The sequence below is a fragment of the Halomonas sp. NYA30 genome (genome assembly GCF_976980765.1).
In genome coordinates this window covers 2,370,161-2,393,594 of sequence record NZ_OZ334477.1, presented here as the reverse complement: position 1 = coordinate 2,393,594, position 23,434 = coordinate 2,370,161, and the positions used below count along the sequence as shown (strand labels likewise).

23 protein-coding genes are annotated in these 23,434 nt (G+C 52.1%); 13 read left to right on the top strand and 10 right to left on the bottom strand.

Features of this window, described 5'->3' with window-relative positions; translation table 11 throughout:
- Positions 1-246 precede the first annotated feature (246 nt).
- Entirely contained in the window at positions 247-732 is a 486-nt protein-coding gene (locus tag ACWI0H_RS11025; protein WP_485873468.1) for an Lrp/AsnC family transcriptional regulator, read from the bottom strand.
- A gap of 142 nt (positions 733-874) precedes the next feature.
- Between ACWI0H_RS11025 and ACWI0H_RS11020 the strand changes: the two genes are divergently transcribed.
- Complete coding sequence (locus tag ACWI0H_RS11020; RefSeq protein WP_485873467.1) at positions 875-1,486, top strand: LysE family translocator; 612 nt, start codon at positions 875-877, stop codon at positions 1,484-1,486.
- Positions 1,487-1,591: 105 nt separating this feature from the next.
- Here ACWI0H_RS11020 and ACWI0H_RS11015 read toward each other — a convergent pair whose 3' ends face one another.
- From ACWI0H_RS11015 to ACWI0H_RS10990, 6 genes are all read right to left on the bottom strand, one after another.
- Entirely contained in the window at positions 1,592-3,058 is a 1,467-nt protein-coding gene (locus ACWI0H_RS11015) for a dihydrolipoyl dehydrogenase (RefSeq protein WP_485873466.1), read from the bottom strand.
- A complete protein-coding gene (locus ACWI0H_RS11010) occupies positions 3,034-4,815 on the bottom strand; it encodes a SulP family inorganic anion transporter (protein ID WP_485873465.1) in 1,782 nt (593 codons plus the stop codon). Before ACWI0H_RS11010 ends, ACWI0H_RS11015 begins: the two co-directional genes overlap by 25 nt.
- A gap of 53 nt (positions 4,816-4,868) precedes the next feature.
- Complete coding sequence (locus ACWI0H_RS11005; RefSeq protein WP_039859863.1) at positions 4,869-5,297, bottom strand: protein tyrosine phosphatase family protein; 429 nt, start codon at positions 5,295-5,297, stop codon at positions 4,869-4,871.
- A gap of 45 nt (positions 5,298-5,342) precedes the next feature.
- Positions 5,343-6,251, bottom strand: a complete 909-nt coding sequence (locus ACWI0H_RS11000; protein ID WP_485873464.1) for an MBL fold metallo-hydrolase — start codon at positions 6,249-6,251, stop codon at positions 5,343-5,345.
- A 50-nt stretch (positions 6,252-6,301) separates the two neighbouring features.
- Positions 6,302-6,949, bottom strand: a complete 648-nt coding sequence (locus tag ACWI0H_RS10995; protein WP_273190579.1) for a peroxiredoxin — start codon at positions 6,947-6,949, stop codon at positions 6,302-6,304.
- A 608-nt stretch (positions 6,950-7,557) separates the two neighbouring features.
- Entirely contained in the window at positions 7,558-7,728 is a 171-nt protein-coding gene (locus ACWI0H_RS10990) for a helix-turn-helix domain-containing protein (protein ID WP_485873463.1), read from the bottom strand.
- Positions 7,729-8,031: 303 nt separating this feature from the next.
- On the opposite strand from ACWI0H_RS10990, the gene ACWI0H_RS10985 reads away from it, so the two are divergent.
- The 11 genes from ACWI0H_RS10985 to ACWI0H_RS10935 all read left to right on the top strand — a co-directional run bounded on the left by ACWI0H_RS10985 (position 8,032) and on the right by ACWI0H_RS10935 (position 18,504).
- Positions 8,032-8,970, top strand: coding sequence for a sugar ABC transporter substrate-binding protein (locus ACWI0H_RS10985; RefSeq protein WP_280111912.1), 939 nt, complete (start codon positions 8,032-8,034; stop codon positions 8,968-8,970).
- A 170-nt stretch (positions 8,971-9,140) separates the two neighbouring features.
- Positions 9,141-9,806, top strand: coding sequence for an ABC transporter permease (locus ACWI0H_RS10980; protein WP_485873462.1), 666 nt, complete (start codon positions 9,141-9,143; stop codon positions 9,804-9,806).
- Positions 9,688-10,152, top strand: coding sequence for an ABC transporter permease (locus tag ACWI0H_RS10975; protein WP_485876208.1), 465 nt, complete (start codon positions 9,688-9,690; stop codon positions 10,150-10,152). Before ACWI0H_RS10980 ends, ACWI0H_RS10975 begins: the two co-directional genes overlap by 119 nt.
- Before the next feature lie 16 nt (positions 10,153-10,168).
- Positions 10,169-11,128, top strand: coding sequence for an ABC transporter permease (locus ACWI0H_RS10970; RefSeq protein ID WP_227405171.1), 960 nt, complete (start codon positions 10,169-10,171; stop codon positions 11,126-11,128).
- Positions 11,125-12,666 (top strand): sugar ABC transporter ATP-binding protein, encoded by a 1,542-nt coding sequence (locus ACWI0H_RS10965; RefSeq protein ID WP_485873461.1) that lies wholly within the window; start codon positions 11,125-11,127, stop codon positions 12,664-12,666. Before ACWI0H_RS10970 ends, ACWI0H_RS10965 begins: the two co-directional genes overlap by 4 nt.
- Before the next feature lie 72 nt (positions 12,667-12,738).
- Complete coding sequence (locus ACWI0H_RS10960) at positions 12,739-13,818, top strand: maleylacetate reductase (protein ID WP_485873460.1); 1,080 nt, start codon at positions 12,739-12,741, stop codon at positions 13,816-13,818.
- Positions 13,815-15,200: an amidohydrolase family protein gene (locus ACWI0H_RS10955; protein WP_223289217.1), complete on the top strand. Its 1,386-nt coding sequence runs from the start codon at positions 13,815-13,817 to the stop codon at positions 15,198-15,200. The genes ACWI0H_RS10960 and ACWI0H_RS10955 overlap by 4 nt, the downstream gene beginning before the upstream one ends.
- Entirely contained in the window at positions 15,197-16,144 is a 948-nt protein-coding gene (locus tag ACWI0H_RS10950; RefSeq protein WP_485873459.1) for an NAD(P)-dependent oxidoreductase, read from the top strand. Before ACWI0H_RS10955 ends, ACWI0H_RS10950 begins: the two co-directional genes overlap by 4 nt.
- Positions 16,137-17,000, top strand: a complete 864-nt coding sequence (locus tag ACWI0H_RS10945; RefSeq protein ID WP_133732457.1) for an intradiol ring-cleavage dioxygenase — start codon at positions 16,137-16,139, stop codon at positions 16,998-17,000. Before ACWI0H_RS10950 ends, ACWI0H_RS10945 begins: the two co-directional genes overlap by 8 nt.
- A 59-nt stretch (positions 17,001-17,059) precedes the next feature.
- Entirely contained in the window at positions 17,060-17,650 is a 591-nt protein-coding gene (locus tag ACWI0H_RS10940) for a malonic semialdehyde reductase (protein ID WP_223289214.1), read from the top strand.
- A gap of 116 nt (positions 17,651-17,766) precedes the next feature.
- Complete coding sequence (locus ACWI0H_RS10935; protein WP_133732459.1) at positions 17,767-18,504, top strand: sulfite exporter TauE/SafE family protein; 738 nt, start codon at positions 17,767-17,769, stop codon at positions 18,502-18,504.
- 54 nt (positions 18,505-18,558) lie between these two features.
- Here ACWI0H_RS10935 and ACWI0H_RS10930 read toward each other — a convergent pair.
- Positions 18,559-19,412, bottom strand: a protein-coding gene (locus ACWI0H_RS10930; protein ID WP_485873458.1) for an IS5 family transposase whose coding sequence is annotated in 2 segments (ribosomal slippage) — positions 18,559-19,070 and positions 19,070-19,412 — 855 coding nt in all. Because the reading frame shifts where the segments join, the coding sequence is not laid out codon by codon here.
- 62 nt (positions 19,413-19,474) lie between these two features.
- Complete coding sequence (locus tag ACWI0H_RS10925; protein WP_485873457.1) at positions 19,475-20,425, bottom strand: IS481 family transposase; 951 nt, start codon at positions 20,423-20,425, stop codon at positions 19,475-19,477.
- A gap of 159 nt (positions 20,426-20,584) precedes the next feature.
- Here ACWI0H_RS10925 and ACWI0H_RS10920 point away from each other — a divergent pair, with 159 nt between their 5' ends.
- Positions 20,585-22,300 (top strand): ABC transporter substrate-binding protein, encoded by a 1,716-nt coding sequence (locus ACWI0H_RS10920; RefSeq protein ID WP_485873456.1) that lies wholly within the window; start codon positions 20,585-20,587, stop codon positions 22,298-22,300.
- A 57-nt stretch (positions 22,301-22,357) separates the two neighbouring features.
- On the opposite strand, the gene ACWI0H_RS10915 is transcribed toward ACWI0H_RS10920, so the two are convergent.
- Positions 22,358-23,161 carry an SDR family NAD(P)-dependent oxidoreductase gene (locus ACWI0H_RS10915; RefSeq protein ID WP_133732461.1) on the bottom strand — a complete coding sequence of 268 codons (804 nt, stop codon included), beginning with the start codon at positions 23,159-23,161 and terminating at the stop codon, positions 22,358-22,360.
- Between the last annotated feature and the right edge of the window lie 273 nt (positions 23,162-23,434).

Sequence of the window (23,434 nt, the reverse complement as noted above, 5' to 3'; positions counted from 1 at the left end):
CTAGAGGAAACAATTAGGCCTGGTTGATTCAGTAGGAAGAGGCTTAAAACAAAAAGAGAGAAAGACAGCTTGGATATCTTAAGGTGGGCTCACAGTACCCAAATCAAGCGCCGCTGTAGGCTGACTTTATGCGGCTACTGGTGGGGAATAGCCAGGCTTTGGCTAATCACCTTTTTCATATAGGTATTCGTGGGTTTAGCGTTAAATTGCATCAAACGAGCGCGCCACTATCAATAAGTTTCACAACTAGGTCTTATTGTTGTTAGCTAATGGTAAGGTGCCATACTCTTTCACGGGCTGGATAGCAAAGTTACTGCGAATATCACTCACCCCAGGTAGGCGAAGCAGTGTCCCCGTTAGAAACGCCTCATAAGCCGCCAAACTAGGTACCACCACCTGCAGTAAAAAATCAGACTCCCCAGAGACTAAGTGCGCAGTGACGACTTCTGACAGATTGACTACTGCCTCACGGAAGGCATTAGCCTGCTCTTCATGGTGACGTTCAACCTTGATACCCACAAACACCGTTAGCTCAAGCCCGACCCCTCGCCGATCAAGCTCAGCATGGTAACCACGGATAATACCGCTAGCTTCCAAGCGTCGCACTCGGCGTAAACAGGGAGATGGCGACAAGTTTACTTTCTCCGCGAGCTCCACATTCGTTAAACGGGCATCACCTTGGAGCAATGCAAGAATGCGGCGGTCGATAGCGTCTAACTGACCAATTGGCATGAGTGATTATTTTCCTATTAAAAATTGACACAAAATACCAATAAATATCATTTTTAAAGTCAAAATGGCAAGAAAACGCTCATCTCTTTAAAGGTACCATAGCGCTTGCGAAGACACTATTTGTGATCTTAAGGAAGCAGCGATGGAAATTGGTCTTTTTATTAGTGCATTAGCCATTGTTTACCTTATTCCTGGTCCCGATATGTTACTTGTGTTGCATACCAGTAGCTCTCAGGGGCGTGGTCATGGGCTAGCCACAGCGCTAGGGCTAGGCATAGCCCGAGGGCTGCATGTGGCATTAGCAGGGTTGGGTCTAGCGGCGCTATTTACCGCAGCCCCTTGGCTATTTGATGTGGTTCGTTACTTGGGCGCAGCTTACCTGGTTTGGGTAGGTGTGCAACTTATCCGTAGTCGGCATAGCTCTGATAGTAATCATTACCAAGTATCACTCAAAGGCAGCTATTATCTAGCTTGGCGTCGAGGGCTTCTAACTAATTTGCTGAACCCGAAATCGCTGCTTTTTTGTTCGGTGTTACTGCCCCAATTTATACATACCCAGCAAGGTGCCGTCGCACTTCAGTTCACTTTACTGGGGGCGGTGCTAGTGGGGGTGGGGCTGCTCTATGATGTGCTATATGCTTGCCTGGGAGCGCAGATGCAACGCTGGTTTGCCAGCCAGCAGAAACGGCAAATATTTCAGCGATGGGTGTTTGGAACGCTGCTTATTGGCTTTGCGCTGCGGTTAGCCGCTTAAAATTGCTATCCTAGTGTAATAAAGCCCCGCAAGCAGACGCAGGACTTGGCCGCCAAGATGAATGAGGCTGATTAGGGAGGGAGGTTAGTTATTTTAGTCATTACCTTAATCGCCTGGGCCACACTCCATACAGTGCTCAGTAATGGCAGGCCCTTGTTGAAGATTTGCCTGTAAATCGCGCAACCCAGACCTTAAACCCTCTTCAAGTACCGGATGGTAAAAGGGCATAGCGAGCATCTGGCTGACGGTTAGCTTTTGCTCCAGTGCCCAGGCAAGCAAATGGGCTATGTGCTCAACCTGGGGCCCGAATAGCTCCGCGCCTAAAAACTGTCCGCTGCCGTGCTCCGCATATAGCTCGAAATAACCTTTATGTTCCCCCATGACCAGTGCACGGCCTTGATCAGCAAAGGAAACTCCGCCTTCAGCTATGCAGCCACAGCCGCCATAACGAGTGTCTAACGTAGTGCGACTCTCACCCACAATTGCCATCTGGGGTTCGGTAAATACAATCGCCAGGGGGACGTTACGCTGACCCACTTGTACATCATCCAAATGAGCGGCATTTCGTCCTGCGATTTTGCCTTCTGTGATGGCTTCGTGCAGTAGCGGTACCGACTGATTTGCATCACCTGCGATAAAAATATGACTTGGTGTGTTTTGTGTACTTAGGCATTGCAAAGTAAAGCGATTAAATTCAGGTACGCCGTGTTTATTCAGCTTGAGTCCGGCCTGCTCGATGGCTAGCTGATCCACGTTGGGCCGACGCCCTGTTGCGGCCAGGACATACTCGAATGTTTCGGTGAGTTTTTGCCCCCGGTCACGTTCGAAAAACGTAATGGCAACGGCGTTATCGGTATGTTCAATCTTGTCGAGATGGGCATCAGGATCCAGATACAGCTCGCGATTGAATGTTTCGTCCGCCAGTTGGCGGAGTTTTTTAGATTGAAAAGGTCCAACCGCACCCCCCACGCCAAACGTACGAGTTCTCACACCTAATCGGCTAAGCGCTTGACCAAGCTCCATGCCAATAACGCCAGGTCCGATCACAGCAACTGATGCCGGCAACGTTTCCCAGTTGAACACGTCATCATTAATGATTAACCGGTCGCCAGCGCCTTCCAGCAGCTTTGGCCATGTGGGCCGCGAACCCGTGGCAATGATTATGGCATCAGCAGTGAGCCGGGTATGCTCATCTATGACCAGTGTATGTGGGTCAATAAAACGCGCATGGCCACTCAGCAGGTTGGATTCAGGAATCGTTTTCATCGATTTCAGTACATTACTGACGAAGCGATCGCGCTCATGTTTGACTCTTGCCATAACAGCTTCGCCATCAATTACTACCTGATTGGCAGTGACACCAAACATCTCCGCTTTGCGCGCGTTGTGTGCTGCATTGGCAGCGGCGATGAGTAGCTTAGAGGGCATGCAACCCACTCGGGCGCAGGTCGTGCCATAGGTTCCTGCTTCTATTAATACTACCTCGTCGGTATGCTTGCGTGCGGCGTGCCACGCGCTAAGGCCAGCGCTACCTGCACCAATAATGGCTATCTTGGCGTGTCGCTGTTGCATGACGTTGTCTCCTCTCGTTGTGTTGGCAAGAGTGGTGAGTTGGCTTCGGCGGGATGGGCCAGTGTCTGCCAAGCATCAAAAGTCGTAAAAAACACCTGTCCGGTTAGCTCGCGGCAGAAGTCAGTGTGTTGTAACCGATCCATCACTGGCCCTTTTACTTCCGCTAGGTGCAGCTTGGCGCCTGAATCGTTTAGTCGCGCGTTGATCGCCTCTAAGCTTTCGAGCGCAGACGCATCAATCACGTTAACTGCCTGGCAAGTCAGCACAATGTGCTTAAGCGAAGGTGAACGGGCGGCCAACGCCATGACGGTGTCTTCCAAATAACGGGCATTGGCGAAGTATAGACTTTCATCGATGCGTAGCATCGCAACGTACTCATCGGTTTCGACCTGATGGCGCTTGACGTTACGAAAGTGCTCGGTGCCCGGCACGCGGCCAATCACCGCGCTGTGGGGCTGGCTGGTACGGTATAGATGCAGCCCAAGCGAGAGCACTACGCCGCTTATAATGCCTAGCTCCACGCTGTGCAGCAGAGTGAGCAGTAGGGTGGCCACCATGGCCAAGCCATCGCTACGGGAGTATTGCCAAGTACGTTTCACCGCCGGTAGGTCAATCAGCGTGCCGACCGCCACAATAATAGTCGCTGCCAGGGTCGCTGTGGGTAAGAATGCCAGTAGGTCGGTTAGCATTAGTGTGGAAAGCATAATGCCCAGCGCCGTGAATGCTCCGGCCAGCGGTGTTGCCGCGCCTGCTTCAAAGTTGACTACCGAGCGGGAAAAACCGCCAGACACCGGCGAACCGCCGCTGATACCAGCGCCCAGATTAGCCATGCCTAGTGCCATTAACTCTTGATTAGGATCTATACGCTGGCGGCGCTTGGCAGCCAGTGTTTGCGCCACCGATACCGATTCCACAAAGCCCACCAGGCTAATCAGCAGTGCTGCGGGTAATAGGCTAAGCCACAGCGATTGATCCAGGTTGGGCAGTGCAAGGGCAGGTAGACCGCTGGGAACCGCACCAACTAGTGCTACTCCACGCTGCTCTAGGTTTAGCCCCCAGGCCAGAAATGTGGTGACAATCACCGCCGAGATCGGAGCGGCTTTCACGATGAGCCCGGCAATGCTGGCAGAAACGCCGATAGCCGTCAGCCACGTATTTAACCGCTTGCGGCACATTAGCAGAAAGCTCCACACTCCTAGTCCGATCAGCAGTGTCGTTATATTGACCTGCTGCCACTGGCTCAGTAGCGCCCCTATAAGGTCAATGACGTTATGGCCAGATGCTTCTACGCCGAGTATATGTCTAAGCTGGCTAATCGCAATCAGTATGCCCGAAGCCGTTATAAATCCCGAAATTACCGGATGGCTCAAGAAATTAACTAAAAACCCCAGCCGCAGCACACCCATGGCGATCAATATCAGACCTGAAAGCGCCGCCAACACCAACGCTGCCCCAATGTATTCCGGGCTGCCAGGGGAAGCAAAATTACTCAGCGCCGAAGCGGTCATTAGTGCCGCTACGGCGACAGGCCCCACCGCTAAGCTAGCGCTGGTACCAAAAATGGCATACAGAACCAGTGGCACCATGCTGGCATAGAGGCCCATTTCCGGCGGTAGCCCCGCCAAAAGAGCGTAGGCCAGCGCCTGCGGCACCAGCATTAGCGTAACAATTATCGCAGCCAGAGCATCCCGAGAGAGTAGCTTACGGTTATAGCTGCGTAGCCAGCCGAACAGTGGCACCCAACGCTCAATGCTCATGTGACGTACTCGCCTGCTGATATAGCGTAATCACGACTAATGTCGTCGCACTGTTAGGTTTGTTGATCTTCGAGCCCTTGTCGGTGCTCTTCCAAATCGAAGCCTGCTGCTTTTGCAGCGTCAAATAGTTCAGCCAGGTCGCACTGCTCCGTTTGACGCTTAGCGTAGGCCCATAGATGGGTAGCCCGCTTACCGGTGCGGCAGAAAGCCAAAATAGGCCGGGGAAGTTGCTGTAACGCCTCAGCAAAGGCGGCAATATCCGCTTGGCTATAGTCACCGGGTGTGACAGGAATGTGCACCCACTGAAGGCCAATGTCTGCTGCTTTTCGACGGTAGGCGTCTTCACCCGTAAACTCAGCGCTTTCTCCAGGCTTGCAGTTACAAATAACCGTCTTGAAGCCTTTTGCTTTTACTTGCTCAAGCTCTTCTACCGTGAGCGCCGAGGTAATCTCGACATCGGTCTCTAAAGGCTGCGTTTGCATGGTCATGCTCCTTCTATCGTAGAGGTTCTGAAAATTAGTGGCTTATTAATCCCAAGCGGCGCCTTCCAGGGCATCCAGCGGAATTTTGAGGTAGCGCTTACCATTAGCTTCAGGCTCCGGCAGTCTTCCACCACGCGTGTTGACCTGTAGGGCGTGCAAAATCAGTTTGGGCATGGGCAATTCACTATCGCGCTTGTGGCGTAGAGAGAGGTAATCCGTTTCACTCATGTTGACTAAGTGTGGGTTATGTTTACGCTGCTCAGCGACCGAGCTTTCCCACTGGGGCTCACGGTCATCGGGCATATAGTCGTGGCCGGTAAACAGCCGGGTGTTAGCGGGCAGCGATAGAATCTGTTGAATGGAGTGCCACAGTTCTTTGGCATCTCCACCGGGGAAATCCGCCCGTGCGGTACCAAAGTCTGGCTGGAATAGAGTGTCGTGCACGAAGGCCGTATCGCCAATCACATAGGTAATCGAGGCCAGCGTATGGCCGGGCGAGTAAAGTACGCGAGCATTAAGTTCACCGATGTTAAAGGTGGCGCCTTCACTAAACAGTGTGTCCCACTGGCGACCATCGGTAGGCATTTCTGGCCAGTGATAGATCTCCTTCCAAAGTGTCTGCACTTTGGTGACATGCTGCCCAATAGCCGTGGGAGCACCTGTTTTTTCTTTCAAATAGTGTGCTGCAGAGAAGTGGTCGGCATGGGGGTGGGTATCGAGTATCCACACCACTGACAGCCCCTCTTTTTCGATATAGGTCAGCAGTTCATCGGCGCAGTGGGTCGCGGTTGCGCCGGACTTTTCGTCAAAATCCAATACGGGGTCGATAATCGCACATTGCTTGGTATCGGGGTCGCTCACCACGTACTGGATGCTAAAGGTACGTGGGTCAAAAAAACCGGCGACATCGGGCGTGCCTGTTCCAGTGTGCTTTGAAAGCTTAAAGGTATTCATGCGTAGTCCTCCTAAGAATTGAGGGATATCAGGATGAGGAGCTTTCAGCATTAAAGTGTCTTTTTGCAGAAGTACCAGTCGGTGTATTCATAGCCTTCTGATTGACGAGCTTCCGCATCTTGCGAGGTGTGGGGCGGTGGAACGATGACCGGCTGGCCGGGCAACCAAGCTTCTGGTGTCGCCACCCCATGCTCATCGCTTGTTTGTAAGGACTTAACCAGGCGAAGCACTTCTTCCACCGAGCGGCCGTTGGTCATCGGGTAGTACAACATGGCACGCAGTACACCCTCTGGGTCAATCACAAAAGTAGCGCGAACCGCAGCGGTGTCGCTGGCACCTGGCTGAATCATTCCGTAGGCATTTGCCACTTTCATGTTGAGATCAGCAATAATCGGGAAGGTAATTTCAACCCCGAAGTTATCTTTAATGCTGCGTGTCCAGGCGATGTGTGAGTGGATGCTATCGATGGAAAGGCCCAGCAACTCCGTGTTGACCTCTTTGAACTGCTCTGCGTAATTCGCAAATGCCGAAAATTCCGTGGTGCATACTGGGGTAAAGTCCGACGGGTGGGCGAATAAAACCAACCATTTACCTAAATAGTCAGTGAGCGACTTTTCACCATGAGTGGTTTTGGCGGTAAAAGCCGGTGCTGGACGGTTAATTTGTGGCATTACTGGTTGGGAAGTTTCGTTGTACATGTCGAGCGCCTGAGAAATGAATTTTATTTCAGGAATAAGGATAGATTATTTTGTTATTAATGGGTAATAGTACAGCATTATGGCGTTGATAGGGTGAGTGATACTCATATTTACGTTAATCGCCGCTGAGAAAGTGAGTCGCGCCGATTGTCGAAGTCAGCTTGGGGGTACTTGCATGGCAGAACCGCATTTACCGCTGAACCATTCCTGGGCCGTGGTGGGTCGTTGACTAATGAGCCGCTGGATTTGATCCGCCTGAAAGGGCGCTACTAGTTTGATAAACGCTTTGGTATGGATTTTACGATTATATTCCTGCCCCTAGGTGGCGAAATTCAGTATTGCGCGGAGTCTCTCGCGAGGGATATCTAAAGTCAGCCTGAGGCAAAACGCTGACTCAACGAGGGCCTAGCTGAACAGGAATCGGATAGGCGTCGGCATGGAGGGGATAAATCATCAGACGTTAACAGAGGCCATCTGCCAGTAACTAAGCAACAATTAGGGCGAGCCTCATTGGGCGTGAGGGTGATTTTTTGGATATTTTAACAGCAGCTAAATTTCAACTGTTTATATAGATAAATCAGGCTTAGGTGTAAGGCTTTTCTGCTTCATCAAGAGAGGTCAGTCAGCGCTTCAGGATGTTTTTCAGCTACTCGTAGGAGTGTACGTCCAGTGCCGGTAGGCATATGACGGCCTTGTTCCCAGCCGTGAAGCGTACCAGGGCTTACACCCAGCAGCGTATTGCCAAGCTCTTCACCGGTCATAAAGTCATCACTCTGCATTTTCAATCTCCTCTTTAATCTGTTTGAGAGTGTGATAGGGGATACATGATTTACACGTATAAAAACTTCATGTAATCAACTTATTGGAGCTTTGTACTCATAGCCATTCAGGATTTCTGAAGAGATTACTGACCATACAATCTCCATCTTTGTTATGAACGAAACACATAAAAAAACCAATTTGGTCATTTCTCTACTTCGGCCGCGTTGTGCCGAATCTAAGCGTAGCAGTAAGCTCCAAATCCAGGCTTGCATAGCCCGCAGGCTGAAGAACAATTACTAAAAAACGTTAGGAGAAACGCAATGTTCAAGAAAACCGCTATTGCCGCTTCGGTCATTATGACGTCGATCACTACGGCCCAGGCCGAAGATACTTATCGCATTGGTATTACTCAGAACAATGTGGGGGTTGATAGCTATCAAACAACCTATGAAAGCGCGTTTGAAGCTGCCGCTGAAGAGGCAGGCAACGTCGATATCGTGGTGCTAGATGCCGGTGGTGATGTCGCTCGTCAGATCGGGCAGATGCAGGATCTCATTCAGCAACGAGTTGATGCCATCATTATTTGGCCGACCAACGGACAGGCGGTTATTCCCGCTATACGCCAAGCACATAATGCCGGCATTCCGGTGGTCGTCACTAACTCTAAAATTGCTGAAGCGGGGCTAGAGTACATCGCTGCCTTCTCTGGGCCTGATAACGTACAGCAAGGCATTTCCTCTGCCGAGATGATGTGCGACGCCCTAGGTGGAGAAGGGCAGATCGTGCAAATTGCTGGCCAGCCTGGCTATACCACTGCTATGGAGCGTGCAAAGGGATTTGAAGATCGTCTAGCCGAAGCGTGCCCCGGTGTTGAGCTGATGGAAACGCAACCAGGCAACTGGAACCGTGAACGTGCCCAGCGGGTTATGGAAGATTTTTTGACCAAATATGACCGCATTGACGGCGTTTATTCTGGCGACGACAACATGGGTGTTGGCGCTCTGAATGCGGCTAAAGGCGCTGACCGAGCTGATGAAATTATTTTTATCGGCGCCACTAACTTCGCCGTTGGCTACGATGCGATTGAGCGTGGTGAGTATTACGGTTCTATTTATCAGTCTCCCGTAGATGATGCTGAAGCTGCTCTGCAGACAGCACTGGATGTTCTGGCGGGAGAAGACCTGCCGAAGATGAATTTCTTCGATACCCCCAAAATCACTGCTGAAAATCTCAGCGAGTTCGACCGCCCCGTTTTCTGAGGTAAGGCATGCTGCCCGGAATTACTGCCTTTAGTGTGCAGTTTCCGGGATACAGCATGCGCCTGAAAGCAGGGGTTCCTGCGCATGGAGTGCGCGGAAAGCGTCAATGGCAATTTGTTTGCCCATTGCGCTAACCGGTCTTTCCAAGTGATTTTATACAGGTGATTAGCATGGCTTCCGCAGAACAATCCAAATCCAGTCTGCCGAAAGGAAAGCTTAGCAAGGCAGGTGTAATGAGTTTTCTATCGGCTCAGGGAATTCTCATTTTTTTCCTGCTCGGTATGTTCGTTTTTTCGTTATTTTCTGAGCAGTTCCTCTCCCAGTCGAACATTATGACCGTGGTTCGCCAAGCTTCGATTATTGGCATCATCGCAGTCGGTGTCACGGTGGTGATCATTGGCGGCAATCTGGATCTTTCCGTGGGGTCGATGCTGTCGTTCTCTACAGTGCTGGTGGTGGATTTACACGACAAGATTGGCCCCACCAATGCGATTCTCATGATGTTTGCATTAACGCTGATGATCGGTGCTGTGAATGGCATTTTGATCGGCTTTCTACGTCTTAATTCGCTCATTGTGACGTTGGCTATGTTGTCAGCGATTCAGGGGTTTGTGCTGATTTATAGCGGTGGTCAAAACGTGGACATCGCCGACCAAGAGGGAACGTGGTTCGCCTTCTTTGGACGCGGCTATTTGGGGGGGGATTGCAGTTCCTATCCTGCTGTTTGGTTTGCTGGCCATTTTGGTGCAAGTGGTGATGAGCTATACCGGATACGGACGACGCATCTTCGCTGTAGGTGGCAATCCGATGGCCGCTGTTTACTCCGGTATTCGTAAGAACTGGTGCGTGTTCAGTACCTATCTCATTTCAGCGTTCTGTGTGGCATGTGCGGCACTTGTACTTGGTTCCCGGGTGATGGGCTCGCAAAACAATGTTGGCCAAGGTTATGAGCTGCTGGTACTGGCCGGCATCATCCTCGGTGGCACTAGCTTACTGGGCGGCGCTGGCAGTATCTGGAAAACCGTGGTGGGCGTGCTGATCTTGGGCTTTATCCAGAATGGGCTGCTGTTGATGGGCTACCCCTATTACATCCAGTGGATCGTGACCTGGGTAATTATCATTCTGGCCGTATGGCTGGATCTCGCTAACAAGCGTAAGAGCTTGTTCACGACCCACTCATAACGCGGAGGAATGCAACATGACTTCAATTAAAGGGTTCTTCCGTGGCAGAACAAGTATCCAGCCAATCTGGGTGTTTGTCATCGCTCTCTTTATTTTCTTCAGCTTGATGTCGGAGTACTTCCTCTCGTTCGGCAACGTCACCAACATTTTGGTACAGACCTCCACCATCGGCTTGATCGCATTGGGCATGACGCTAGTGATGATCAACGGCAACATCGATTTATCGGTGGGAGCGATATTGGGGCTCGCCGCTTCGCTTGCGGTAGGTTTGCAAGAGATCAGTATGACACTGGCGATTCTCGCGGCACTTGGGTCGGGGATATTGCTGGGCGCGATCAATGGCCTAATTGTATGGAAAACTGGTGTAAATGCTTTCATCGTGACGCTAGGGGCCATGCTGGGCATAAGGGGGCTGATCTTCCTATACACCGGTGAGCAGTCGTTTTATGCGCTGAATTTTGCCTTCTCAGATTTTGGTACCAGCACTATCGGGCCTTTTCCAGTATTGGCAGTCATCTTCCTGACTTGCACTTTGATCATGCATCTAGTGCTAACGCGAACCGGTCATGGACGTAACACCTTTGCAGTAGGCGGAAACCCAGAAGCCTCGATTGATGCAGGTATTCGGTTGGGGCGCCATATGATGATCAATTTCATTATTGTTGGCTTCTTTGCTGCCCTGGCGGGCGTGATGCTAGCCAGTCAAATGGGGGCCGCGACACCGAATTTGGGACGTGACTACGAGCTTTGGGTGATTACCGCTGTTGTTTTAGGTGGAACCAAGCTGACCGGTGGCTACGGCAGCATTGTCGGCACCCTAGGCGGTGTACTTGCCATCGGCATCCTGCGTAACGGTATGAACTTAATGCAGGTGCCCGCTTTTTATGTGCTGGTGATTCTAGGCGCGATTCTCATATCGGTATTGATTATCGACAAGAAACTCAATGCGCCCTCAACCAAGGAGGTGCGGATATGAATTCTCCCATTCAGTCACGTCGTCCGGTTGATGCCGAGCCGATACTTGAGCTCACAGGCATTACCAAGCGATTCCCCGGTGTGGTGGCACTCAACAACGTGGATTTCGACGTTCGCCCCGGCGAGGTGCATGCCTTGCTGGGGGAGAACGGCGCGGGTAAATCGACCTTGATGAAAGTACTGGCCGGTAAGCACCAAGCGAGTGAGGGCAAGATCACCCTCGGTGGTGAAGAGATGGCCTTCGAAAATCCTAAACATGCCAAGCGTGCAGGGGTAGTTCTTATCCATCAGGAGCAGTCGTTGGTATCTGAAATGACGGTGGCCGAAAACATCTTTCTGGGCAGTCTGCCAAGAAAGCCGTTCAACCGTGTGGACTGGCGCAAGCTGCGCGAGGATACCAATAAGATTCTTGAGACGCTCAAGTGCGGTTTTCAACACGATGACATAGTGGGATCGCTGTCGATTGCTAAAAAACAGATGGTGGAGATTGGTCGTGCGCTAGCGTTTACCCCGCGAGTTGTGGTGTTTGATGAGCCTACGGCATCGCTCACTGACCACGAAAAACCAGTGCTTTACGACGTGATTAATTCGCTTTGCGAGCAAGGCGTGGGGATTGTTTATATCTCCCACCGCATGGATGAGATTTTCCACCTCTCTCATCGTATTTCCGTACTACGAGACGGCGAGTACACGGGCACCGTCAATACAGCGGATACTAACGAAGACGAGATTACCCGCATGATGATCGGCCGCAGTTTGGAGCTTGATCATGCCAGTAAACCCAGTGATTTCGGCGACAACCTGCTGGAAGTGCGCAACCTCTCAGTGAAGCGAGTATTTGAGAATGTCAGCTTTAACGTTCGCAAGGGTGAGATCGTCGGCATGTATGGCCTGGTAGGCGCGGGACGCTCTGAAGTGGCAGAAACAATCTTCGGATTACGAACGCCTTCTGCTGGCGAGGTCGTGCTGCATGGCGAGGTGGTGCGTTTTCGTAATTCCCATGATGCAGTCGTCAATGGTGTTGCTCTAGTTCCAGAAGATCGCAAGGATCAAGGGCTGATTTTGGGGATGAACTGTCGTGACAACATGACGCTGGCAAGTCTGTCTAGCGTGTCGTCACTGGGTTTTATGACGAGTTCGAAAGAGCGCGAAGTTTACGACAAATATCACCAAGCAATGAAAATAAAAACGCCCAGCTGGCGCCAGAAGGTAGGCAATTTAAGTGGCGGGAATCAGCAGAAGATCGTCATCGGCAAGTGGCTGCATACGCATCCTAAATTACTCATTCTGGATGAGCCTACCCGGGGTATTGATGTTGGATCCAAATCGGAAATTCACACCTTGGTTAAAGACTTAGCCAAATCTGGCTACGCCGTGTTGGTGATTTCTTCGGAGATGCCTGAAGTGCTTGGCCTGAGTAACCGGATTATCGCTATGTATGACGGCCGCGTTACCGCTGAGTTTGATGGTGACAACGTTAGCGAGGACGAGCTAGTGCAAGCGATTACTGGGATGGGTAAGCCGGCGCAGGCGAGCTAGTTCGCCGCGTAGCGACTGGTGCGCTCTGCAAAGTGCGCATACAGACCACTTCAAACGTATAAGGAATGTTCCATGCAACCTTTTGTTTATGATGGCCGTCCATCTCGCGTGGTGTTTGGGCGGGGCACTCTCTCGCAACTAAGTGAAGAGATTGAGCATCTCGGCTGCTCGCGCGCTCTGGTGTTGGCAACGCCCCAGCAGCACGAGCAGGCAAGCCGCGTACTAGAGCAGTTGGGTAAGAAGGGGGCTGGCCTTTACGCTGACGCCGTCATGCATACGCCGGTCGAGGTGACCGAGCACGCCTTGCAGGTGGTGAAAGAGCTTAACGTGGATTGCACGGTTGCCATTGGCGGAGGCTCGACCATTGGGTTGGGTAAAGCCATTGCATTGCGCACTGGCTTACCTCAGATCGCTATTCCCACCACCTATGCCGGCTCCGAAATGACGCCGATCCTGGGGGAGACCCGCGATGGTATCAAGGCCACTCAGCGCACCCTTGAAGTATTGCCGGAAACGGTGATTTACGACGTTGATCTTACCTTAACACTTCCCGCTGTGATGTCGGGGACTAGTGGCATTAACGCGATTGCCCATGCGGTAGAAGCGCTTTATGCCCGCGACTGCAACCCGGTGATCGCGCTAATGGCAGAGGAAGGCATCGCAGCGTTAGCGAGAAGTTTACCCGTGATTGCCAGCGACCCTACCCATGCTGAGGCTCGTTCTGATGCGCTGTATGGCGCTTGGCTGTGTGGCACTTGCCTTGGGTCAGTGGGCATGTCGTTGCACCACAAGCTTTGCCATACCTTGGGTGGCTCCTTCAACTTGCCCCATGCAGAGACGCACACCATTGTGCTGCCTCATGCGCTGGCTTATAACGCGCCTGCGGTGCCCGGTGCGATGGCTCGTATTCGTCGTGCACTGGGCTGCGACGATGCGGCGGCTGGCTTGTTTGATTTAGGCCGCGCGGTAGGAGCCCCTAGTGGGCTTGCTGAGCTTGGTTTTACGGAAGCAGATGTTGAACGTGCCACTGATATTGCCATCCAGAACCCATACTGGAACCCACGCGAGATAGAAGCCACGGGAATTCACCAGTTACTGAGCAATGCCCAGGCAGGTCGTCGGCCTAACGCTGATAGTGGGGAGGCTCAATGAAGACCCTGTTTATCAATGCTTCCGTGGTAACCATGGATCCGCAGCTGGGCGAGTTAAGCAACGGGCAGATACTGATCGAGGATGACAGGATTGTTGCAGTGGGTCATGAGCTGAAAACAGACCCCAACGCGCAGGGGGCCGAGGTCATTGACTGTGGCGGCGGCATCCTTATTCCTGGGCTGGTGAATGCCCATATGCATACCTGGCAGACAGGCCTACGTGGCGTTGCCGCTAACTGGACGCTGCTTGAGTATTTTCGTCATGTACACCGTGGATTGGCAGCACTATTCACGCCAAATGATATTTACATTGCCACCCGCATGGGGGCGATTAATCAGCTTAACTGCGGTACCACCACGCTGGGCGACTGGTGCCATAACAACCCCACCCCCGAACATACAGACGCTGCCATTTGGGGATTAAAGGAGTCAGGCATTCGCGCGCTGTTTATGCACGGCTCGCCCAAGCCCGACCCCAAGCCAGGACAGCCGCACTTTAGTGAAATCCCACATCCGCGCCATGAGATTGAGCGGCTGCTGGGTGGCGAGCTGTCTGATCCTGATGGTTTGGTCACCCTGGGGATGGCGATTCTGGGGCCTCATTACTCAACCCTGGACGTCACTCTGCAAGACTTCGCCCTGGCCAAAGAGTTTGGCCTGGTTGCCTCGATGCATCAGGGCGGCGGCGAAGCCGTGGCACCCGGCGCTTGGGACGAGGTGGAAGCACGCGGTCTGCTGGGCCCCGACATTAACATTGTTCATGGCCAGAGCCTGGATGAGGGCCAGATGTCTCGGTTCTGCGCCAGTGGCGTGACGTTTTCAGTGGCACCGGAAAATGAGATGACCCAAGGCCATGGCTTTCCAGTGACCGGGCTGGTGCGTCAACACGGCGGCCTGGTCTCACTCGGGGTAGACCTTGAGTCCGTGCTTTCTGGTGACATGTTCAGCGTAGCCCGTGCCGCCCTGGGGATGCAGCGTGCCCTGGATAACGATGCCTCGCGCCGTGAGCAGGGCAAGATCCCTGACACTTCGACCATTACCACCCGTGAAGCGCTGGGCTGGATCACACTGGATGGGGCAAAAGCCCTCGGGCTTGACGACCGCATTGGCAGCTTGACCCCAGGCAAACAGGCTGACTTGGTGCTGCTGGATAGCAACCAGCTCAATATGCAGCCGGTTAACGACCCCGTTTCGACGGTCGTTATGCAAACGAGCCTTGCTAACGTCGACAGCGTCATGGTGGCGGGGCAGTTCAAAAAACGTGGCGGCCGTCTGTTGATAGAGACCGAAAAGGGAATTGCTGAGCTTGCCAAGTCTGGCCACCGAATTCACGCCGAGTTGCTGGCGCGTGAAACGCAATCGACACAGGAGGCAACCTCATGACAACCATTTCTACGACGAACCATTCGCCCTCAAAAGTGGCTTGGGTAGGTTTGGGTAAGTTGGGCTTACCTATGGCCGCCAGGATTATTCAATCAGGAACTGCCGTTCATGGGTTTGACCTTTCGGCTGAACGCCTCGCCCTCGCTGAAAAAATAGGGGTTACGCCCCATCAACAGCTTGCCAGTGCGGTGGCTGACTGCGGCATGGTGTTTGTCTCTATCCCTGATGACCGTGCGTTGATCAATCTGTGTCTAGAATCCGGCGAACTAGTTCGCCACATGATACCTGGCAGTATCTTGATTGAGACGAGTACGGTGAGTGTTGAAGCCTCGACCCGCGTCGCTGAAGCGGCAAAGGCCCGGGGTATTGAATATCTACGCAGCCCCGTCTCAGGTAATCCGGTGGCAGCAGAGGCTGGCACGCTGTCTGCGATGGTGTCTGGCCCGCGGGATGCGTTGGCTACGGCTAAGCCTGTGTTTGACGCCTTTACCAAGGCGCAGTACTGGCTGGGTGATGAAGAGCAGGCCCGAGTGGCTAAACTGGCGATCAACCTGATGATTGCCGTAAGTGCCGGGATGATGAGTGAAGCCCTGACCCTGGCGCGCAAAGGCAACATTGAATGGGACGCCATGTTAGAGCTTATCTCTGACAGCGCGGTGGGTTCGCCGATGGTGAAGTACAAGGTACCACCACTTTTAGAGCGCGATTTTACCTCGACGTTTTCGGCTGCCCAGATGGCCAAAGATCTTGATTTGATACTCGATTGTGCCCACGGCTCTGGGGTGTCTACGCCGCTGGCAGCGCAAATGCGCGAAGCCTATACCGCGCTCATCGCCACGGGGCATGGCGATGATGACTACATCGCCACTGTACATCATACCGAGCGCCTTTCAGGACTAGGTGAACCTGTGTCAGCACAGCAGGGAGGGCAAACGCATGCGTAACTTAACCACCGACAACATTACCGCGGCGGTAATTGATGAATTTTCCAGCTGTGAAGATGAACGGCTTAAAACGCTGCTTAATGGCCTGGTAAAACACCTGCATGCCTATTTGCGCGAGGTGAAGCCCACCGAGAAAGAGTGGATCCAGGCGATTGAGTTTCTCACCCGAGCGGGGCAAATGTGTGACGACGAACGCCAGGAGTTCATCCTGTTGTCTGACACCCTTGGGGTGACCATGCTCGTGGATGCGATCAACCACGCAAGCAGTGATCCCAAGATTACCGAAAGCACGGTGTTGGGCCCTTTTTATGTTGAAAACCCTCCCCAAGCCAACCAAGGCGACGCCATTAACTGGGGCGTGGAAGGTGAGCCGTTATTCATCGAGGGTAACGTGCACGATGCCCTGGGCAAGCCCTTGGCGAATGTCACTATTGATGTCTGGCAGTCAGACAGTGAAGGTTTTTATGACGTCCAAAAGCCTGAGCTTGAAAGTGCCTCGCTACGCGCTCGTTTTCACACGGACAGCCAGGGGCATTACGCCTTCTGGACGGTGACGCCTTCGCCTTATCCAATTCCGACTGACGGGCCGGTCGGCAAAATGCTCGAAATTACTGGGCGTCATCCTTATCGACCCGCCCATGTGCATTTCATGTTGATGGCACCGGGGTACGAAACCTTGGTCACTCAAATCTTCGCTGAGGATGACCCTTATCTCGATTCCGATGCGGTATTTGGCGTGAAAGATTCACTGGTCAAGGAGTTTACTCAGCAGCCAACGGGGCAGGCACCCGATGGCCGGCAGATGGAAACACCTTACCGCTACTTTCATTACGACTTCGGCTTAAAGACGGCCTGAGCGTCTTACCCTGAACGTCCGGCTCGAACTGAGCTGGTTAAACCGAAAGAGGAAATGACATGACGACGATTGATCAAAAAGCTATTGCAACTCTGTTTACTGAAGCACGTACTCATAACGTTTGGCAGGATCGTGAGGTAAGTGAAGACACCCTGCGCGAACTGTATAACCTAATGCATTTCGGCCCCACGTCCATGAATTGCCAGCCGTCGCGGATTATTTTTCTGACCACCGATGCTGCAAAAGAGCGCCTGAAGCCAGCGCTGTTACCGGGCAACCAGGAGAAGACCATGAAAGCCCCGGTGGTGGCTGTGATTGGTTTTGATACCGAGTTTTATGAGCACTTGCCGCGTATGTTTGCCCATAACAAGGATGCCAAGTCATTATTCGAAGGTAAGCCGGACTTTATTCACTCCACAGCGTTCCGCAATAGCTCCATTCAGGGCGGCTATCTCATTTTAGCGGCGCGTGCACTTGGCCTGGATGCAGGCCCCATGTCTGGATTCAACAATGCGGCCGTGGATGAAGAGTTCTTCCCTGACGGTAAAGTGAAGAGCAACTTCCTGTGTAACTTAGGCTATGGCGATGCCAGCGCATTGTTTCCCCGTGGTGATCGCTTCTCCTTCGATGAAGTGTGCAACGTCATATAAAAAACACATAGCGAACGCTTTCTTGCTGACCCAACGAAAGGGGGCCGTGACTGTCATGGCCCCCTTTTTCGCTCTTTACGAGAGGAGCCGCGGCTCACTATTACTGAGGCTTTCGAATGGTTGTCGACTGGGTATTTGTGGCGCTAATGATTATTGCAGTGCTGCTCACCGGTATTTCCAAGTCAGGATTTGCTGGTGGGGTGGGTGTTGTAGCCGTGCCGTTGATCTCGTTAAAAGCGAGCCCAACATTTGCGGTGGCGGTGATGCTACCCCTGCTAATTGTGATGGATATCTTTAGCCTAAAAGCGTGGTGGCGACAGCGGGTTGATCGTTTATTGTGGTTGATGTTTCCACCTGCGATATTGGGTGTTGGAGTAGGTTATTTCACCTATGGCTGGTTTGACGAAGCACTCCTGAAGCTACTGTTGGGTATTTTTTCAGTGCTGTTTGGTCTATGGGGGCTATTTAAACCGCTACGTGGAAAGCGGCTGCCTGCTTGGGTTGGTCGCCTGAGTGGTGGGATGGCAGGGTTTACCAGCTTTATTGCCCACGCGGGTGGTCCGCCGCTTAACTTTTACTTGTTGCAATGCCAACTGACGAAACAGCAGTTTCTGGGTACAGCAGTGGTGTTTCTGGCGATTACAAATTTGGTCAAGCTGGTTCCCTATACCCTGCTGGGCTTGGTGAATATCGATAACCTGACGACAGCGCTACTACTGATGCCGGTTGCGTGGTTGGGGGTTAAGTTGGGATTGGTTATTCAGAAACGCATCGATGGTGAGCTATTTTTCAGGGTGATCCTTTGCCTACTGATCTTGCTAGGTATCCGGTTAATCATGGACGGTATCATCTGACGCTTGAATACATTAAATAGCGGCCGATCGTTAAAAGCGCTTATCACTATTTTGTTAGGTTTTGTACGAAAAGTTGGCTCGCAAGCAACGGTCGATGCACGCGACGCATACCATCGCTCTAAAGCTACTGGCTAACTTTTCATATCGTGTGGCGATTCGGCGTAACTCTTTCAGCCAACCAAAGCAGCGCTCTACTGCATTGCGTTGCCGATATTTATGTTTATCAAACCGTCTTGGTAATCCAGGACGGGCTCTTCGATGCATATCACGTTGAGCTATCACGGGCTTCATACCGTGCCTGTCACAATAGTGGCGTAGCTCATCGCTGTCATAGCCTTTATCCGCCACGATGTAGCGACTACGCTTACGGGGCCGCCCCGTTCTACCTGGCAGATGAATCCTTTCTAAGGTAGAGATGAAGTGTCGAGAATCTGCTTGTTGGCCGGGTGACAAAGTGAAGCTCAAAGGCCAGCCGTGCCGGTCACATACCAAGTGAATTTTGGTGGTAAAGCCGCCGCGGCTACGGCCAAGCGCATGATCTACCGGTTCTTTCGAGCCCCCTTTTTAGTGCCACCCGCGGCAGCACGTGTCGCTCGAACTGAGGTGGCATCAATCATCCATGTATCCAAGTCCATAAGCCCATCTTCACGCAACCGAAGCTGCAGGCGGGCCAAGATGGCCTCGAAAGTGCCATCATCGCGCCACTGGCGAAAACGTTCATAGGCGGTAGACCAGGGGCCATATCGTTCAGGTAAATCGCGCCACTTGGCACCCGAGCATAATATCCAGAAAATACCATTGAGCACTTGCCGGTCATCGCGTCTGGGCCTGCCCATGGTTTGAGGAGGCGAGACGATATCTTCAATCTGTGCCCAACCGTCATCAGATATCTCGTAACGTCCGACCATCGTTTTCCCCTATGCTGCTATTGCATAGGAAAAGTTAGCAGATAAGACTTTTCGTACAAAGCCTAGTTGTTTGGTCCCGTAAAGAAGTGGTTCGGGTCATTATAAAATCTCTCAGGCTCTTTTTGCCATTGCTCAAGGATAAATCCAATCGGTGTCTTGCCCTTGAGCGCTCTGAGTGGTCGGGCACTGTTATAAGCCCATAGATAGTCTTTTAGATGGGACTGCAACTGCTCCAGCGAGGTGTAATGGAACGCCCGAGTCGTCGCCTCCTTGATGGTGCGATTCATCCGCTCCACCTGCCCGTTTGTCCAAGGATGGAAGGGCTTCGTCAGCCGGTGCTCTATTCCGTGTCGGTAGCAGACCACATCGAAGATATGCGGCTTATAGGCCTCTGTCCCAGCCTTCTTCGTAAACTGCACCCCGTTATCTGTCAGCACAGTGTGGGCACGGTAAGGTAGCATTTTCAGCGTCTCTTCGAGGAAATCAGCGGCGATCTGCCTCGTCATCTTCCGGTATAGCTGTGCATGGACGAACTTGGATGTGCGATCTACAGCGACGAACAGGTAGGCCTTGCCCTCACCGGTGCGGACTTCGCTAATATCGATGTGCAGGTAGCCGATTGGGTAACGCTTGAACGGCTTCTTCTCGCGCTTCTGGTCGCCAGCCCTGGGTAACCGATTGATGCCATGTCGCTGGTAAAGCCGGTGCAGACTTGACCGGGTGAGCGAAGGGATCTCTCGCTGAAGCGCATGAAGGCAGTCATCGAGTGGTAACAGGGTCTTCTGCCGGAAGGTGACGGCAGCTGCCTCCTCTAGAGGCGTCAATGACGCGGAACGTGGGGCGCTGGGCCCCATCCGGGTATCTTCGACAGTATCCCGGTTGCGCCACTTGCGCACCGTCTTGGGGTTGATGCCGTAGCGGCGGCTCAGCGTCGCGATCGAATCCGTCGATCGCTGTATTTCTGCTCGGATGGCGTGCGTGGTCGTGGCGCGTTTATGAAGAATCTGAGCCATGGGTCATACTCCGATAATGGTTCGTAAGATAGACCATTACTCTTCGGGACCAAACACCTAGTCTTATGGCTTTATGATGTCTAGGGGGTTGTCATGAGAGACGGTCACGCTGAGATAAATGAAGCTAAGCCAGAAGGACCGTACGATAAGCTGTCGCAAATGCCCCCTTCAAAAATTTCTAATACAGAGTTTGCTCGTTTTATCGATTTCATTGAAAAATTCGAAGATGAAACTGAAGGCACGCTCTCCATGGCCCTCGGCTATCGTGAAATGCGCATGCTGCTGCACGTCATGCGCAACCATCTTGCGGGTAGATTAACCACTCCAACGTCGCTGGCAGATGCGTCTGGTTTGACTTACGGTACGGCAAAACGCGGTATCGATAGTATTATGCAGCGTGGCTTACTTATCTCACGCCCACGAACTAAGTCGGGTAAGACGGTTTCGTTGCATCCTTCCCCTCAAATGATTCAAGAGTGGGAGAGCTACGCTGAGCGAATTAAAGGACTTCTCGGGCCGTTGTTCGGTATAGCCCCAGGTTCAGACACTGCCAGTAAAATCTTTTTGGGAATGTCGTCAACAGATCGGGTGATATCGACGCCAGCAGTGCTGTCGGCACGGCTTCAATTGAAGGGTGGATTACGTGTGTTAGCGCATGCTGACCCAACGTTTATGGCCATGCATAATCTTAAACGACAATTAGAGTCGATCTTCGGTCTAGAAATACGCAATAAAGCAAGGTCAATCGATAATCTTCTAGATGAGATCCTCGATAATGCCCGTTTGGCGAAGTCGCGCTATGACGTGGTGGCCTGTGATCTGCCCTGGTTTGGTGAATTAGCGGCCAGCGGTATTCTCATGCCTCTCGATACGCTAATTAAACGCGATAATTACGATCTTTCTGATTTCCATCCCATGGCTATTCAGAGTTCAGGGTATGCAGGTAGTCAGTACGGTATACCTGTTCAAACCACACCGGAATTACTCTGTTATCGTCAGGATGTTTTCGATGCGGCGCAGTTAACGCCGCCCACCACCACGGAAGCACTGGTTAAAGTCGCTAGGCAGTTGCATGACCCAGCCAAAGGACGCTACGGCATTGCCTGGAATGCGGCAAGAGGCACGCCCCTTGGGCATACCTTTAGTTTTTTAATGGCAAAGTTCGGTCAACCGCTGCTTAATCTACCTAGCGGCCAGGGCGGTTATGATTTTCAGCTAGCCGCGGGCGAGCAGTTGCGCCCGATGTTTCAGTCAGATGCCGCTTATAGGGCCTGCGAATATATGCTGGATATTTTGAAATATTCGCCGCCGAATATTCTCAGTATGTCCTGGTATGAACGTGCCCAGTCGTACGCATCAGGAGAGGCCTGTATGGCCTACTGCTATACACTGCTCGCACCGCTGTTTGAGTTGGATCGGCACTCTCCTGCATATGGCAATACTGGCTATCTTCCCCATCCAGTTGGAAATCATGGTCGCGCCATAACTCCGATCGGTGGTTATGCCCTCGCTATTCCCGCTAACTTAGCACCAGAGCGTGTTGAGGCAGTATGGACAGCACTTAGACACCTGACCTCAGCCAATATGTCCAAACTTTACATTATGAACGGTAGCCTGGTAACGCCTCGTTTCAGTGTTAGTAAGGATCCAGAAGTGTCCGCATTATCGCCGCTAATTAAGATTGTCGATGATATGGCAAAAAAGGATATTTTACAGGCATGGCCACGCCCGCCCGTGCCTGGGGTTACGGAGGTCATCAGCATTGCAGGAAACGAGATATTTGAAGTGCTGGATGGACGGCGCTCTATCAAAAAAGCACTCTCTATTGCTCAAGAGCGTGCCGATAAGGTGATGCGCGAAAAGGGACATTATTAGTCAGGAGTGAGGCTTAGCCCCATGCCTAAGAGACAGGCATGGGGGCGTTGTGCTCACTTACTGCATAATCATACCGCCATCAATCATCAACAGCTGACCGGTCATGTAATCAGATTCAGCGCTGGCCAGGAATGAGGCGGTGCCGACCACATCTTCCGGGTAGGAGTAGCGCTTCATTAAGATCATTTTCTCAGCAAGCTCGTCCATAGACTGGCCTTGCTTATCGAATTTGCCGATACTGACTAAGTCTTTATCGAGCTGCTCCCACAGTTCAGTGCGCACTACGCCGGGGCCATAACCATTGACCGTAATATTGTGGTCGACCAGTGCTTTGGCGCCGCCGTTAATCATCGCCAGCACAGCGTGTTTGCTGCATGAGTAGGGCACAACGTCATCAAAGGCCTGTCGAGACAGAATTGAGCCAACGTTAATGATTTTATAAGGGCCGTTTTCTTTGCCCTGGTCAATCATTTGCTTGGCTGCTTCCTGCATGCCGAGCAGGCAGCCCAGCGCGTTAACATCCATTATCTGATGCCAGTTTTCCTCAGTGATATCAAGGAACATCAGTGGCTTATTGATGCCCGCATTATTGACCATTACGTTCAGGCTACCAAAGGCATCAACCGTTGCTTTAACTGCAGCCTGCACTTCAGCACGATCGGTAACGTTAAGTTTGACTGCAATAGCATCGCCTCCGTTTGCTTTGATACGCGAAGCGACTTCTTCGCACCCTTCAATATTGATATCCGCCACGCAAACCTTCGCCCCTTGAGCAGCATAATGTTCGGCAACGGCGGCGCCCATGCCACGTGCGGCACCTGTGATTAAGCAATTTTTACCTTTGAGTCGAGTGTTGTCCATGAGGTTACCTTGGAAGTCTTGTTGTGAGTATCTCCACGTCACCCTAGATAAATAGTCATCCTTGTGGGGTGGCTGAAGTCCGCGTTAACAAGGAAATCTGTCATTTACTAGGTATCGCGATTGGCAGATTTTGTTACCTTGTGTGGGCATATTCTCGGGATGTGATACCGGCAATGAAAGTTTGGTCAGTCGTTAATATGACCAGATTGGACTTTTCTAATGGCGCTGCGTTATGAGAAGGGAGGTTTTTTGGGATTTAATGTCTTCTTAGTT